Origin of the sequence: Novosphingopyxis baekryungensis DSM 16222 (genome assembly GCF_000420305.1) — a bacterium.
GTDB classification, from domain to species: domain Bacteria; phylum Pseudomonadota; class Alphaproteobacteria; order Sphingomonadales; family Sphingomonadaceae; genus Novosphingopyxis; species Novosphingopyxis baekryungensis.
Genome location: NZ_ATUR01000003.1, coordinates 106,494 through 119,819, shown reverse-complemented (window position 1 = coordinate 119,819; position 13,326 = coordinate 106,494). Strand labels below are relative to the sequence as shown.

14 protein-coding genes, 1 tRNA gene and 1 other RNA gene are annotated in these 13,326 nt (G+C 62.6%); 9 read left to right on the top strand and 7 right to left on the bottom strand.

From position 1 onward, the window contains the following. The first annotated feature begins 77 nt into the window (after positions 1-77). The 4 genes from thyA to G410_RS0104360 all read left to right on the top strand — a co-directional run bounded on the left by thyA (position 78) and on the right by G410_RS0104360 (position 4,811). Positions 78-1,004: a thymidylate synthase gene (thyA, locus tag G410_RS0104375; protein WP_022672436.1), complete on the top strand. Its 927-nt coding sequence runs from the start codon at positions 78-80 to the stop codon at positions 1,002-1,004. 120 nt (positions 1,005-1,124) lie between these two features. Beyond that, on the top strand, positions 1,125-2,417 hold the full coding sequence (locus G410_RS0104370) for a 3-methyl-2-oxobutanoate dehydrogenase (2-methylpropanoyl-transferring) subunit alpha (RefSeq protein WP_022672435.1): 1,293 nt from the start codon (positions 1,125-1,127) through the stop codon (positions 2,415-2,417). An 8-nt stretch (positions 2,418-2,425) separates the two neighbouring features. Further along, on the top strand, positions 2,426-3,430 hold the full coding sequence (locus G410_RS0104365) for an alpha-ketoacid dehydrogenase subunit beta (protein WP_028971051.1): 1,005 nt from the start codon (positions 2,426-2,428) through the stop codon (positions 3,428-3,430). A gap of 4 nt (positions 3,431-3,434) precedes the next feature. Then, a complete protein-coding gene (locus tag G410_RS0104360; RefSeq protein ID WP_022672433.1) occupies positions 3,435-4,811 on the top strand; it encodes a dihydrolipoamide acetyltransferase family protein in 1,377 nt (458 codons plus the stop codon). A 12-nt stretch (positions 4,812-4,823) separates the two neighbouring features. On the opposite strand, the gene G410_RS0104355 is transcribed toward G410_RS0104360, so the two are convergent. Continuing rightward, positions 4,824-5,315, bottom strand: a complete 492-nt coding sequence (locus G410_RS0104355; protein ID WP_051137207.1) for a hypothetical protein — start codon at positions 5,313-5,315, stop codon at positions 4,824-4,826. A gap of 155 nt (positions 5,316-5,470) precedes the next feature. Between G410_RS0104355 and G410_RS0104350 the strand changes: the two genes are divergently transcribed. Next, positions 5,471-5,547 (top strand) — tRNA-Asp (locus tag G410_RS0104350). Here G410_RS0104350 and G410_RS17635 read toward each other — a convergent pair. The 5 genes from G410_RS17635 to G410_RS0104330 form a co-directional block, all read right to left on the bottom strand. Beyond that, positions 5,536-5,757, bottom strand: coding sequence for a DUF2842 domain-containing protein (locus tag G410_RS17635; protein WP_028971049.1), 222 nt, complete (start codon positions 5,755-5,757; stop codon positions 5,536-5,538). The genes G410_RS0104350 and G410_RS17635 overlap by 12 nt on opposite strands. Further along, positions 5,754-6,374, bottom strand: a complete 621-nt coding sequence (locus G410_RS0104340) for a 5-formyltetrahydrofolate cyclo-ligase (protein WP_084488955.1) — start codon at positions 6,372-6,374, stop codon at positions 5,754-5,756. The genes G410_RS17635 and G410_RS0104340 overlap by 4 nt, the downstream gene beginning before the upstream one ends. Next, positions 6,361-6,518: non-coding RNA, 6S RNA (ssrS, locus tag G410_RS18440), on the bottom strand. Before ssrS ends, G410_RS0104340 begins: the two co-directional genes overlap by 14 nt. 11 nt (positions 6,519-6,529) lie before the next feature. Further along, entirely contained in the window at positions 6,530-6,838 is a 309-nt protein-coding gene (locus G410_RS0104335) for a cell division protein ZapA (protein WP_022672430.1), read from the bottom strand. Continuing rightward, entirely contained in the window at positions 6,838-7,053 is a 216-nt protein-coding gene (locus G410_RS0104330) for a hypothetical protein (RefSeq protein ID WP_022672429.1), read from the bottom strand. Before G410_RS0104330 ends, G410_RS0104335 begins: the two co-directional genes overlap by 1 nt. Before the next feature lie 259 nt (positions 7,054-7,312). Here G410_RS0104330 and tkt point away from each other — a divergent pair, with 259 nt between their 5' ends. The 4 genes from tkt (at position 7,313) to G410_RS0104305 (ending at position 12,898) form a co-directional block, all read left to right on the top strand. Beyond that, positions 7,313-9,292: a transketolase gene (gene tkt, locus G410_RS0104320; RefSeq protein WP_022672428.1), complete on the top strand. Its 1,980-nt coding sequence runs from the start codon at positions 7,313-7,315 to the stop codon at positions 9,290-9,292. A gap of 61 nt (positions 9,293-9,353) precedes the next feature. Beyond that, positions 9,354-10,361 (top strand): type I glyceraldehyde-3-phosphate dehydrogenase, encoded by a 1,008-nt coding sequence (gap, locus tag G410_RS0104315; protein WP_022672427.1) that lies wholly within the window; start codon positions 9,354-9,356, stop codon positions 10,359-10,361. A gap of 138 nt (positions 10,362-10,499) precedes the next feature. After that, the gene (locus G410_RS0104310) at positions 10,500-11,696 is read left to right on the top strand and encodes a phosphoglycerate kinase (RefSeq protein ID WP_022672426.1); all 1,197 of its coding nucleotides are present in this window, start codon (positions 10,500-10,502) and stop codon (positions 11,694-11,696) included. 284 nt (positions 11,697-11,980) lie between these two features. After that, positions 11,981-12,898, top strand: a complete 918-nt coding sequence (locus G410_RS0104305) for a class I fructose-bisphosphate aldolase (protein ID WP_022672425.1) — start codon at positions 11,981-11,983, stop codon at positions 12,896-12,898. Positions 12,899-12,902: 4 nt separating this feature from the next. Here the strand turns inward: G410_RS0104305 and G410_RS15560 are convergent, their stop codons facing one another. Further along, the gene (locus G410_RS15560; RefSeq protein WP_022672424.1) at positions 12,903-13,292 is read right to left on the bottom strand and encodes a hypothetical protein; all 390 of its coding nucleotides are present in this window, start codon (positions 13,290-13,292) and stop codon (positions 12,903-12,905) included. Positions 13,293-13,326 lie beyond the last annotated feature (34 nt).

The following is a 13,326-nucleotide window of genomic DNA, read 5'->3' as shown; positions in this document are numbered from 1 at the left end:
CGCGGGGGCTGCAACCATAATTCTAAGCTGCCGGAGACCACTTGAGCGCACCGGCTCAACCGCCTAGCGTCGCCGTCATGGCACAGCATTATGAGCAGCAATATCTCGATCTGATGCGCCGCATCTGGACCGAGGGAGACGAGCGATCGGACCGGACCGGTGTGGGCACCCGCGCGGTGTTCGGGGCCGACATGCGGTTTTCGCTCGCCGATAATGCAGTGCCGCTGCTGACCACCAAGCGGGTGTTCTGGAAAACAGCGGCGCGGGAGTTTCTGTGGTTCCTGTCCGGGGGCACGAACATCCGGCCGCTGCTGGAGCAGAAGGTGCGCATATGGACCGATTGGCCGCTCGATCGCTATCGGCGCGAAACGGGGGAGGCGATTGCGCAGGACGAGTTCGAGGCCCGCATCGTGGCGGACCCGGCATTTGCCGAGCGTTGGGGCGATCTGGGGCCGGTCTATGGCAAGCAGTGGACCGACTGGCCGGTCTATGAAGAGGCTGGCGAGGGGCTGTTCCGGCGACGTGCGCGGGGCCATGATCAGGTCGCTGAGCTGGTCCATAGCCTGCAGACGAACCCAGGCTCGCGGCGACATATCATAGAGGGCTGGAACGTGGCGGAGCTTGGCGCCATGGCGCTGCCGCCTTGCCACAAGACCTATCAATTCTACGTGGCCGATGGAAAATTATCCGGCCTGTTATATCAACGCAGCTGTGATCTGGGCCTCGGCTTTGCCTTCAACATCTTTTCGCTGGCGCTGTTTACGCGGATGCTTGCGCAGCAGACGGGGTTGGCGCCAGGCGAGATCGTCTGGAATGGCGGCGATGTGCATCTTTATCTCAATCATGCCGATCTGGTGGAGGAGCAATTGTCCCGCACACCAGCGGGCGCACCGCGCCTCCATATCGCGCGGACGCCCGGCAGTATCTATGATTATGCCATCGAGGATTTTTCAGTGACGGACTATGCGCCGCAGGAACATATCCGCGCGCCCGTCGCTGTTTGAGCGTAGCGGAATGCCGCCTGCCACGTCTTGCGCAAGCGGTAACATAATTATAAGGCGCAGTAATATTGCAATTGCAGCGGAGGGCAAAAGCCCGACGCACAGGAGAGAGCTTCGAACGAGATGGCCGCATCTGAAAAGTCCAATCTTCCGCCGCTCCAGCTGCATGTGCCAGAGCCCAAATTTCGCCCCGGCGACAAGGCCGATTTCAGTGGCATTCCGATCCCTGCCGTGGGCGAGACTCCGCGGCCCGATGAATCCTCCGCTCCTGATGATATGCGCGAACTGGCCTATGGCCTGGTTCGCGTGCTGGATGAGGAGCATCAGGCGGGCGGGCCATGGGATCCACGCCTGAGCAACGATCAGCTGCTCGAAATGCTGCGTACCATGGCGCTGACCCGCGCGTTCGACGAGCGCATGTTCCGCGCGCAGCGGCAGGGCAAGACCAGCTTTTACATGAAATGCACCGGCGAGGAGGCGACCTCCGTGGCCGCCGCCTTCGCGCTGGACCGGGAGGATATGTGCTTCCCGAGCTATCGCCAGCAGGGCATCCTGTTCGCGCGCGGCTATCCGATGATCGAGATGATGAACCAGATCTTCTCGAACAGCGGCGATAAACTTAAAGGCCGTCAGCTGCCGATCATGTATTGCTCCCGCGAGGATGGCTTCTTTACCGTGTCCGGCAATCTGGCGACGCAATATCCGCAGGCGGTGGGCTGGGCGATGGCGAGCGCCGCCAAGGGCGATACGCGCATTGCTGCCGCCTGGACGGGCGAGGGTTCGACAGCCGAGGGCGATTTTCATTCGGCGGCTACTTTTGCCGCTGTTTACAACGCGCCGGTGATCCTGAATATCGTGAACAATCAGTGGGCTATCAGCAGCTTCTCAGGCTTTGCGGGGGGCGAGCGCACCACCTTTGCCGCCCGCGCCGTGGGCTATGGCATTGCCGGCCTGCGGGTGGACGGGAATGACGCGCTGGCGGTCTATGCCGCCACGCAATGGGCCGCCAACCGGGCGCGCACCAACAACGGCCCGACCATCATCGAATATTTCACCTACCGCTCCGAAGCGCACAGCACGTCGGACGATCCTTCGGGCTATCGCAGCGCGCAGGAACAGGATGAATGGCCGCTCGGGGATCCGATCAACCGGCTGAAGCAACATTGCATCGCCCGGGGCATCTGGGACGAGGAGCGCCATTCCGCGCAGGACAAGGAGCTGGCCGAGCTGGTGCGCGTCACCGGCAAGGAAGCCGAGAAGCTCGGTGTGCTGGGCCATGGCATGCATCAGCCCTTCCGCACCATGTTCGAGGATGTGTTCGAGGAAATGCCCTGGCATCTGAAGGAGCAGGCTGAAATGGCGGTGTCGGAGCGCAAGGAAAAATTTCCCAAGGGCCTGCCGCGGGGGAACGAATAATGGCACGCATGAACATGATCCAGGCGATCAACAGCGCGCTCGATTGCGCGATGACCGCCGATCCCGATGTCGTCATCATGGGCGAGGATGTGGGCTTTTTCGGCGGCGTGTTCCGCGCGACCGCCGGCCTGCAGGAAAAGCACGGCAAGACGCGTTGTTTCGATACCCCCATTTCCGAATGCGGTATCATCGGCGTGGCCGTGGGCATGGCGGCCTATGGCATGCGGCCCGTGCCGGAAATCCAGTTTGCGGACTATATCTATCCCGGGCTCGACCAGATCATCAGCGAGGCGGCGCGCATGCGCTATCGCTCGGCCAGCGAGTTCACCAGCTCGATGACGATCCGCTCGCCCTTCGGCGGCGGTATCTTCGGCGGACAGACGCACAGCCAGAGCCCGGAAGCGATCTTCGCCCATGTGTCGGGGTTGAAAACGATCATCCCGTCCACGCCCTATGACGCCAAGGGCCTGCTGATTTCGGCGATCGAGGATAACGACCCGGTCGTCTTTTTCGAGCCCAAGCGTATCTATAATGGTCCGTTCGACGGCTATTATGATCGCCCGGTGAAGCCCTGGGCCAAGCACCCGGCGTCCGAAGTGCCGGAAGAGGCCTATCGTATCCCGCTGGGCAAGGCGAACGTGGTGCGCGAAGGCAATGATCTGACGATCCTGGCCTATGGCACCATGGTGCATGTCGCCCTTGGCGTGGTGGCCGAGCATGGGGTGGACGCCGAAGTGATCGATCTGCGGTCTATCGTTCCGGTTGATATCGAGACGATCGAAGCCTCGGTGAAGAAGACCGGGCGCTGCATGATCATCCATGAAGCCACGCGCACCGCAGGCTTTGGCGCAGAGCTCAGCGCCCTCGTTCAGGAGCGCTGTTTTTATCATCTCGAAGCGCCGATCGAGCGCGTGACGGGCTTCGACACGCCCTATCCGCACTCGCTGGAATGGGGCTATTTCCCGGGGCCGGTCCGTATCGGCAACGCGCTCGACCGGATCATGAAGGATTAATTCGATGGGACGTTACACCTTCAACCTGCCGGACATCGGCGAGGGCATTGCCGAGGCGGAAATCGTCGAATGGCATGTGAAACTCGGCGATATGGTCGAGGAAGACCAGCAGATCGCCGACATGATGACCGACAAGGCCACCGTCGAAATGGAAGCCCCGGCCACCGGCAAGATCGTGGAAATGGCCGGCGAGGCGGGCGATACCGTGTCGATCGGGTCCATGCTCGTAGTGATCGAGACGGAAGGCGAGGTCGAGGATGACGGCCATGGCTCGGCCGAACGCGTGGACGATCAGCCGGCAGACCGTGAAGGCGTGGCCGAAGCGGCGGATGCCGGCCCGGGCATGGACGTGGCGACCGTCGCGGCGGAAGATCCCGGTGTGCAGGACAATCAGGTCGATACCCCGCGCACCGAGGTTTCGCCCAAGGATGGGGCCAGCATTCCGGCTAAAGAGGCTGACGGTGCCCCGGCAAAGGGCGGCGACGACAGACACACGCCTTCCGATTCCGCCAAGCCGGCCGAGCGGATTCTGGCATCGCCTGCCGTGCGGAAGCGTGCCGAGGAGCTGGGCGTCGACTTGGCCGATGTGAAACATCAAGGCGAGCATGTCCGGCATGGCGATCTGGATGCCTATTTGAATTATGGCGGCGCGCAGGGCTATCGGCCCGCAGGCGCCTCCGCCAAGCGCGAAGACGAGGCCATCAAGGTCATCGGCATGCGCCGTAAGATCGCGCAGAACATGGCTGCGTCCAAGCGCGCGATCCCGCACTTCACCTATGTCGAAGAACTGGACGTTACCGCGCTGGAAGATCTGCGCGCCGATCTCAACAAGACGCGCGGTGCGAAGCCCAAGCTGACCGTGCTGCCGCTGCTGATCGTCGCGATCGCAAAGACCATCCCGGATTTTCCGATGATCAACGCGCGCTACGATGACGAGGGCGGCGTGGTGACGCGCCATGGCGCCATCCACCTCGGCATGGCCGCGCAGACCGACAAGGGCCTGACCGTTCCGGTGATTCGCAATGCGCAGGACCGAAATGTCTGGCAGCTGGCGAGCGAGATCGACCGCCTGGCCAATGCCGCGCGCGATGGAAGCATCAAGGCCGATGAGCTGCAGGGGGCCACGCTGACGCTGACCTCGCTCGGGCCGCTCGGTGGCATTGCCACCACGCCGGTGATCAACAAGCCGGAGGTGGCCATCATCGGCCCCAACAAGATCGTCGAACGCCCGGCCTTTGTCGATGGCGTGCTGGAAGCGCGCAAGCTGATGAACCTATCGATCAGCTGCGATCACCGCGTGGTCGATGGCTGGGATGCCGCCAGCTTCGTTCAGGCGCTCAAAAAGCTGGTGGAAACACCGGTGCTGCTGTTTGCAGACTGATATGCGGCCTGCTTAGCGTGCCTGGCCTCTGAACAGCAGGCCGGCACGCCTCGTGGCCGCGCCATCGACGGTCCAGCGGACATGGGTCACGTCTTCGGGCGTGGCGCGCCGTGTGCGGCCATCGCGGCCCCGCAGAACCAGATCATCCAGGCGGCCCCAGCTGGCGCCGCCATCCACCGATACAATGTCTCCGCCGCCGGTGAAGCGCACGCCCTCTGGAACGGCGCTGGTGAGCAATTTGCGGCTGTTACTGCCCTGATTGCCGGGCTGATAGCGCAGGCGAAAGACCAGGGTGTCGCCGCTGCGCACCTGCGCGGCAGGCTCCAGCCGAATCTGACGGCTGCCGTCCGCACGATGTTCCTGCCGCTCGACATAGACATCGCTGGGCACCGCGCTTTCGGCGCGGGCCATGGCCGGAATCGCCATGACCGCAAAAAGGATCGCAAGCCGCATCAGGGCGGCGCTGGGCGAAGCGCTGGAGCGCATATGATCGGCAATAGGCATCGTGGCCGGGTGATGCCGCGGAAGCGATAAGATATGGTAAACCAGACCGCTTTCGACGGGCCGATCGAATTAAATTTCGCTTCTTGGCATTTTTCTGTCGGCTTTCAGTTGACACCCAAACGCGCCTTGCCTAGTTGCGCTGCTCCACCGCATAAGCGGGTGTAGCTCAGTTGGTTAGAGCGCCGGCCTGTCACGCCGGAGGTCGCGGGTTCAAGTCCCGTCACTCGCGCCATTTTCCGGTTTCCATCCATCGAAGGAGGGGGCCGAGCGGCAGGATCCAGATGACCCCCATCACGAGATAGATCACCGTCTGCACATACCAGGGCAGGGCGGATATCCGGTCGACCTGCGACAGGACCAGCGCGGCCCATAGTCCGATGAAGATCAGGATGGCAAAGATGCCGACGGGCTTGCGCCAGCTGGGCCGCTGCTCTGGGGTCATGTGCTTACTTTCATCGGAGTGATCCATTCGCGTTCGGTCAATATATGGTCGAGAGGGATGTCCCAGGGGTCGGTGGGGATCTCGGTGACTTCCTGTACCGACCAGCCCACGCCCACCGCCACAGCATCCGCGTGCTGCGCCAGCAGCCGGTCGTAGTGGCCACCGCCCTGGCCCAGCCGGTTTCCGGCCCTGTCGAAGCCGATCAGGGGCATCAGCAGTACCGCCGGGTCCACGGTTTGCGCCGCATCTTCGGGCTGCCCGCCGCCAAAGGGAGCAGGCGACAGGGCGGTGCCGGGCATCCAGAGCTTGAACTGCATCGGCGCGCTGCGATTGGCGAACCAGGGCAGGGCGACAGGGCATCCCAGCGCATCGATCTGGCCAAGCAGCGTCATGACGTTGCATTCGCCCGCCACGGCCGCATAGCCGGCCACCACGGGCCGATGTGCGAACAGGGGCTTGATGGGGCTGGGCAGGATGCTGAAGGTGCGGGCCCGGTCCGTAGCGGACATCCGGGCAACATAGTCGCGGCGGACATCGCGCAGATGCCGCCGCAAGCTGGTCTTGTTCATCATCATGATGCCGTCATGGCATGGCGATGGAGGTAGCGGAACCACCATGGGTCGGTTGCTGGAATATCCTCTGACGCCAGTAGCATCAGGTGGGCGCCATATGTGCAAGACCAGGGTCTCGCCAGGGACGGCTCCCTTCGTTGTTATATCGCCTCAGGGATGTTCTCTCGAGCTCGTACCGGGCAGTTCCGCCAATAACCTATTTAGGCGTCCGGCGCCGCGTTCTCAAGGCGCGATGCAAGACCTTCGATCTGCCCGGCCAGATTTTCCAGCGCCACGGCCGAACGCTCGTCATCGCGATGGGCCGGCTGACGGCGCAGATCATGGACTTCGTCCGCCAGAAACAGCGCGGCGTACAGCAGCGCGCGCGTTTCGCTCAGCGCGCTGGGTTCGGCGCCTTCGCGCAATTTGTCGTCGATCAGGCCGCCAAGCGCTTCCAGCCGCTGTTCCTCGCCATCGGCGCAGTTCACCTGATATTCGCGCCCGGCGATGTTGAGCTTCACCTGTGGCATCAGTTGTCCCCGCCTGTGCCATTGCCGTTCGGCGCGAGCGTACCCAGCAGATCGTCCATATCGCTGACCGCGCGGCGCGCTTCGTTTTTCAGCGCATCGTGGCGGCGTGCCAGATCGGCAGAGCCGGCCCGGTCGTTATCCAGCGCCGCGCGCTCGATCCGAGCCAACGCCCGTTCGATGCGGCCGATCGCCATGATGATGCGCTCCTGGGTCATGTGGATATTTGCTAGCGCAGCGGGGCTGGCTGTCAACCATTGGCAAGGCGCTGCCCTATTGCGTGACCGCAGGGGAGCCTGCGGCGATCGGCAAGCTGAACCAGCAAGTGCCCATATGCATCCCGTCTAAGCGAGGCTGTCTTAGGGGCGCTGTCTTCGGGGGCGCGGGTTGACGCTGGCCGCGCGAATTCCCAAAGGATGGCGGCACAGAGCGACTCGTCCGCTGCGGGCAGGTCTGCGGAACCCAATCGGAGTAACTATGGCCGTTTCCAATCGCACGCTGGCCAATGCCATCAGGGCGCTTTCCATGGACGCCGTGCAGGCCGCCAATAGCGGCCACCCCGGCATGCCGATGGGCATGGCCGATGCCGCGACCGTGTTGTTCAAGGATTTCCTGAAGTTCGATGCGTCCGATCCCCATTGGGCGGACCGCGACCGGTTCATTCTATCCGCCGGCCATGGATCGATGCTGATCTATTCGCTGCTGCACCTTACCGGCTACGCGAAGCCCACGCTTGAGGACATCCGCAACTTCCGCCAATTGGGCAGCCCCTGCGCCGGTCACCCGGAGAATTTCCTGCTGGACGGCGTGGAATGCACCACCGGTCCGCTGGGGCAGGGCCTTGCTATGTCCGTCGGCATGGCCTTTGCCGAACGTCATCTGAACGCCGTGTTCGGCGACGATCTGGTCGATCACCGTACCTGGGTGATTGCCGGAGATGGTTGCCTGATGGAAGGCGTGAACCACGAAGCGGTGGGGCTGGCCGGTCACTGGAAGCTTGGTCGTCTCAATGTTCTGTGGGACGACAACCGCATCACCATCGATGGATCGACCGATCTGTCCACTTCGGAAGATATCCCCGCCCGCTACCGTGCCTCCGGCTGGCATGTCGTGTCCTGCGATGGCCATGACCATGACGATGTCCACCGCGCCCTGGCCGAGGCGAAGGACGATCCGCGCCCCAGCCTGATTGCCTGCCGCACCACGATCGGTTTCGGTTCGCCCAACAAGCAGGGCACGTCGGCCACCCATGGCGCACCGCTGGGCGATGAGGAAATTGCGCTTACCCGCAAGGAACTTGGCTGGGAGCATGGCCCCTTCGACATTCCCGCCGAGATCAAATCTGCATGGGAAGATATTGGCCGTCGCGGCAGCGAGTTGCGCAAGAGCTGGGCGACGCGTCTGGCCGACCATGTCGACCGCGCCGAGTTCGAACGCCGCATGGCTGGCGATCTGCCGCAGGATTTCTCGATGAAGGCGCATGTCCAGTCGCTGATGGACAAGCCGCAGACGATCGCCACGCGCAAAGCCTCCGAAATCGCGCTCGCCGCGCTCAATCCGCAGCTGCCCGAAACCATCGGCGGCAGCGCGGATCTGACCGGATCGAACAACACCAAGACCAAGGATATCGATGCGCTGACGCCGGCCGATTACGGTAATCGCTACGTCTATTACGGTATCCGCGAATTCGGCATGGCGGCTGCAATGAACGGCATGACGCTGCATGGCGGCGTCATTCCCTATGGCGGCACCTTCCTGATCTTCTCCGATTATAGCCGCCCGGCCATCCGCCTCGGCGCGCTGCAGCAGGCGCGGGTGGTGCATGTGATGACGCATGACAGCATCGGGCTGGGCGAGGACGGGCCGACGCACCAGCCGATCGAGCAGGTGCAGAGCCTGCGCACCGTGCCGAACCTGCAGGTCTTCCGGCCCGCCGATTCGATCGAGACGGCATGGTGCTGGCAGATTGCGCTCAAGAGCAAGAACACGCCGTCGCTGCTGGCGCTCAGCCGTCAGAACCTGCCGCAGATCGGCACCGAAGCCTCCGAAGAGGGCTGCGCGCGCGGCGGCTATCGCCTGAAGGCAGCCGAAGCACCGCGCCGTGTGATCCTGATTGCCACCGGATCGGAAGTCAGCCTGGCGATGGAGATCGCGGACAAGTTGGAGGCTGAAGGCGTGGGCGCGGATGTCGTCTCCATGCCCTGCACTGAGCTGTTCGATGCGCAGGACACCGCCTATCGCGAGGATATTCTGCCCAATGTGCAGCCGGATGAAATTCTGCGCGTTTCGATCGAGGCGGGCACCACCTTTGGTTGGGAACGCTATACCATGGCGAACGGCCTGAATTTCGGGATCGACCGTTTCGGTGCGTCCGCCCCGGCACCTGCCTTGTTCGAGAAATTCGGCCTGACCGCCGACGCGATCACGCCGCAGATTCTCAATGCGGTGCAGCCTTAAGATATTGGCCTAAACCATTGGCCGCGCTCAGCGGCCTATCATTCATCAGGAGATTATCACCATGGCAGTCAAAGTAGCGATCAACGGTTTCGGGCGGATCGGCCGCCTGGTGGCGCGCGCCATTCTGGAGCGGCCCGATTGCGGGCTGGATCTGGTGGCGATCAACGATCTGGCCGATGCCAAGGCCAATGCGCTTCTGTTTCAGTATGACTCTACCCATGGCCGTTTCCGTGGCAATGTGTCGGCCACCGATGACAGCATCAAGGTGAACGGCAAATCCATCGCCGTGACGAGCGAGCGCGATCCCGGCAAACTGCCGCACAAGGATATGGGCATCGACATCGTGCTGGAGTGCACGGGCTTCTTCCAGAGCCACGAAGCCGCCCAGCCGCATCTGGATGCCGGTGCCAAGCGCGTGCTGATCTCTGCGCCGGCCAAGAATGTCAGCAAGACCATCGTGTTCGGCGTCAATCAGGACAGTCTGACAGCGGACGATCTGATCGTCTCCAACGCCAGCTGCACGACCAACTGTCTCGCCCCCGTCGCCAAGGTGATGAACGATACCGTCGGTATCGAGCGTGGTTTCATGACCACCATCCACAGCTACACCAACGATCAGCGCATACTGGACCAGATGCACAGCGACATGCGCCGTGCCCGCGGCGGCGCGCAGAACATGATCCCCACCACAACGGGCGCCGCCCGCGCCGTCGGCCTGGTTCTGCCAGAACTGAACGGCAAGCTCGACGGATCGTCGGTCCGCGTGCCGACGCCCAATGTCTCGCTGATCGATCTGGTGTTCACACCCGGCCGCGATACGACGGTCGAAGAACTGAACGACGCCCTGAAGGCAGCGGCGGAAGGCCCCATGAAGGGTGTGCTTGATTTCACCGACCAGCCGCTGGTCAGCAGCGATTTCAACCATCAGCCAGCCAGTTCCACGGTCGACAGCTTGGAAACCGCCGTGCTCGAGGGCAAGCTGGCCCGCGTGGTCAGCTGGTATGACAATGAATGGGGCTTTTCCAACCGCATGCTCGATACGGCAGGCGTGATGGCCGGGCTGCTCTAGGAGTTCACCACGTACCAACCGTTCGTACCGCGCGACGTTGAGGCGGCTGTCCGTCTGGTTTATCGCCAGACGGACAGCCGACCATGATATCGCCGGTGCGGACGGATCATCAGAAGCAGCGCCTTACCGGAGAATATCATGACCGCCTTCAAGACCCTCGACGATCTCGGCGATCTCACCGGCAAGGTGGCGCTGGTCCGTGTCGATCTCAACGTACCGATGAGCGATGGCGACGTGACCGATGATACCCGCATTCGGGCGTTCAAGCCGACCGTAGACGAACTCTCAAGCAAGGGCGCCAAGGTGCTGCTTCTGGGGCATTTTGGCCGTCCCAAAGGAGAAAAGAACTCGACCATGTCGCTGTCCATGGTGACCGGCGAGGTGGAAGAGGTTCTGGGCCGGGAGGTCATGTTCATTCCGGAAATCGCCGGAGACATTGTGAGCCAGTCGCTCGGCATCATGCGCGATGGCGAAGTGGGTATCCTCGAAAACAGCCGCTTCTGGCCCGGCGAGGAAGCCAATGACGTGGATTTTGCCAAGGCGATTGCCGCCAATGGTGACCTTTACGTCAATGACGCCTTTTCTGCCGCGCACCGCGCCCATGCCACCACCGAAGGACTGGCGCATCTGCTGCCGGCCTATGCCGGGCGGGCGATGGAGGCGGAGCTGAAGGCGCTCTCGATTGCACTCGACAACCCGGTCCATCCGGTGGCCGCCGTGGTGGGCGGGGCCAAGGTGTCATCCAAGCTGGACGTGCTGCAGCATCTCGTCACCAAGGTGGATCATCTGATCATCGGCGGCGGCATGGCCAACACCTTTCTCGCCGCGCGCGGCGTGGATGTCGGCAAATCGCTGTGCGAGCATGATCTGACCGGTACGGCAGAGGCCATCATGGACAAGGCCGACGAGAGCGGTTGCACCGTGCATCTGCCCTATGACGTCGTGGTGGCCAAGGAATTCAAGGCAAACACGCCATCGCGCACGGTCAATGTGCATGAGGTCGAAGCTGACGACATGATCCTCGATCTCGGCTCTGCCGCTGCCGAATCGCTGGGCGATGTTCTGAAAAATTGCCGCACGTTGGTGTGGAACGGCCCGCTGGGCGCGTTCGAAACGCCGCCTTTTGATGAGGCCACGGTCGCACTGGCAAAGACCGCTGCCGCCCTGACGCAGGATGGCTCGCTCACTTCGGTTGCGGGAGGCGGAGATACCGTCGCAGCGTTGGCCCATGCCGGGGTCACGAAGGATTTCTCCTATATTTCAACAGCTGGGGGCGCATTCCTCGAATGGATGAAAGGCAAGGATCTGCCCGGCGTCGCCGCCCTGCGCGGCTAAGCAGGCTCAGGCGCTGTCGTGCTTGTTTCTGTCCTACAGGCCCTCATCGAGGTACAAGCGTCTGCATGACCTATTGCACAATCCCAGCAGTGATTGATGCACAGACGCGGGCTCCATTGGTCGACAGAAAACAACGGCTGGACGGAATTCTGGCGATACGGGGTATGACCAGTGCGAACTTTCAATCTGCCGTGAACCGTAAGCATGCTTAGCCGAATTGCGCCCGGGCAGATGCTTGCCTAAGGCAGCCGCACAGGAATGCAGAAACGTCCGGAGGAAAAACGATGTCGATTACACCTGAAGTCAAAAAAATCCTGGATCAGTATGAGTCCGACAGTCCGGGCGTAAAAGCCAATCTCTACCGCATCCTGATGCAGGGCGAACTTGGCGGCACGGGCAAGATGATCATCCTGCCGGTTGACCAGGGCTTCGAACATGGCCCGGCACGCAGCTTCGCGCCCAATCCGGAAGGCTATGACCCGCATTACCACTATCAGCTGGCGATCGATGCCGGGCTGAACGCTTATGCCGCGCCGCTGGGTGCGCTGGAAGCCGGAGCGGATACATTTGCCGGGCAGATCCCGACCATCCTGAAGTGCAACAGCGCCAACAGCTGGGCGAGCGCGCAGGACAGCGCCATTACCGGCAGCGTCGATGATGCGCTGCGCCTTGGTTGCGCGGCCATCGGATTCACCATCTATCCCGGCTCCGACGATTGTTTCGGCATGATCGAGGAAATCCGCGAGCTGCGCGCCGAAGCGGCGTCGGTCGGCATTCCGACGGTTCTCTGGTCCTATCCGCGTGGCGGCAATCTGCCCAAATCGGGTGAGCTGGCGCTCGATGTCGGTGCTTATGCCGCGCATATGGCCGCGCTGGCCGGCGCGCATATCATCAAGGTGAAGCTGCCGAGCGACCATATCGAGCAGGAAGACGCGAAGAAGAGCTATGAAGGCATGGACTTCTCGGCCCAGTCGGACCGGGTGAACCATGTGGTGAAAAGCTGCTTCAACGGCCGCCGCATCGTGGTGTTCTCCGGCGGTTCCAAAAAGGGCGCCGATCAGGTGTTTCAGGACGCACGCGACATCCGCGATGGCGGGGGCAATGGCTCGATCATCGGCCGCAACAGCTTCCAGCGCAGTCGTGAAGACGCGCTGGAAATGCTCGCCAAATTGGTCGCGATCTACAAGGGCGAGGAAGCCTGAGGCGTCAGCGCGCCTCGAACGTAAAGCGATAGGCCTCCGGCGCGGTTTCGGCGCCGGCGGTCTTCTCGGGGCTGGCGGCCACCAGCATGAACTGTTGGCCGCCCGCTGTGAACGGCTCCCCCAGCGTCGCCTGGATCGGCTCACTGGAGCCATCATGTCGCGCGCTGAGCGCAAGGACGAGACGGCCTTCCCACACGCAGCGCGCATTCACCGGGCAGCGGCTGTCCTCGATCAGCGCGGTGGGGGTGAGGGCGACGTGGCCAAGCAGCGCTGTCTGCTGAAGAGCCGCGCTCGCCTGCATACCGGCGGAGGCAGGAGCGAAGGCCGTGTCTGCCGTGGTGGACGCGCAGGCGCTCAGCGTCACCAGGGCGAGGGCGGCAAGAAACTTCGACATGGCTTGTCCTTTCAATGATGGGCAATTGCGGGCA

Bases quoted from the DNA above. Each gene is read 5' to 3' on its own strand.
- G410_RS0104310 (WP_022672426.1), top strand. From the start codon at position 10,500: ATGACCGCCTTCAAGACCCTCGACGATCTCGGCGATCTCACCGGCAAG.
- G410_RS15560 (WP_022672424.1), bottom strand. From the start codon at position 13,292: ATGTCGAAGTTTCTTGCCGCCCTCGCCCTGGTGACGCTGAGCGCCTGC.
- G410_RS0104360 (WP_022672433.1), top strand. From the start codon at position 3,435: ATGGGACGTTACACCTTCAACCTGCCGGACATCGGCGAGGGCATTGCC.
- G410_RS0104355 (WP_051137207.1), bottom strand. From the start codon at position 5,315: ATGCCTATTGCCGATCATATGCGCTCCAGCGCTTCGCCCAGCGCCGCC.
- G410_RS17635 (WP_028971049.1), bottom strand. From the start codon at position 5,757: ATGACCCCAGAGCAGCGGCCCAGCTGGCGCAAGCCCGTCGGCATCTTT.
- tkt (WP_022672428.1), top strand. From the start codon at position 7,313: ATGGCCGTTTCCAATCGCACGCTGGCCAATGCCATCAGGGCGCTTTCC.
- gap (WP_022672427.1), top strand. From the start codon at position 9,354: ATGGCAGTCAAAGTAGCGATCAACGGTTTCGGGCGGATCGGCCGCCTG.
- G410_RS0104305 (WP_022672425.1), top strand. From the start codon at position 11,981: ATGTCGATTACACCTGAAGTCAAAAAAATCCTGGATCAGTATGAGTCC.
- G410_RS0104330 (WP_022672429.1), bottom strand. From the start codon at position 7,053: ATGACCCAGGAGCGCATCATCATGGCGATCGGCCGCATCGAACGGGCG.
- G410_RS0104370 (WP_022672435.1), top strand. From the start codon at position 1,125: ATGGCCGCATCTGAAAAGTCCAATCTTCCGCCGCTCCAGCTGCATGTG.
- thyA (WP_022672436.1), top strand. From the start codon at position 78: ATGGCACAGCATTATGAGCAGCAATATCTCGATCTGATGCGCCGCATC.
- G410_RS0104365 (WP_028971051.1), top strand. From the start codon at position 2,426: ATGAACATGATCCAGGCGATCAACAGCGCGCTCGATTGCGCGATGACC.
- G410_RS0104340 (WP_084488955.1), bottom strand. From the start codon at position 6,374: ATGGTGGTTCCGCTACCTCCATCGCCATGCCATGACGGCATCATGATG.
- G410_RS0104335 (WP_022672430.1), bottom strand. From the start codon at position 6,838: ATGCCACAGGTGAAGCTCAACATCGCCGGGCGCGAATATCAGGTGAAC.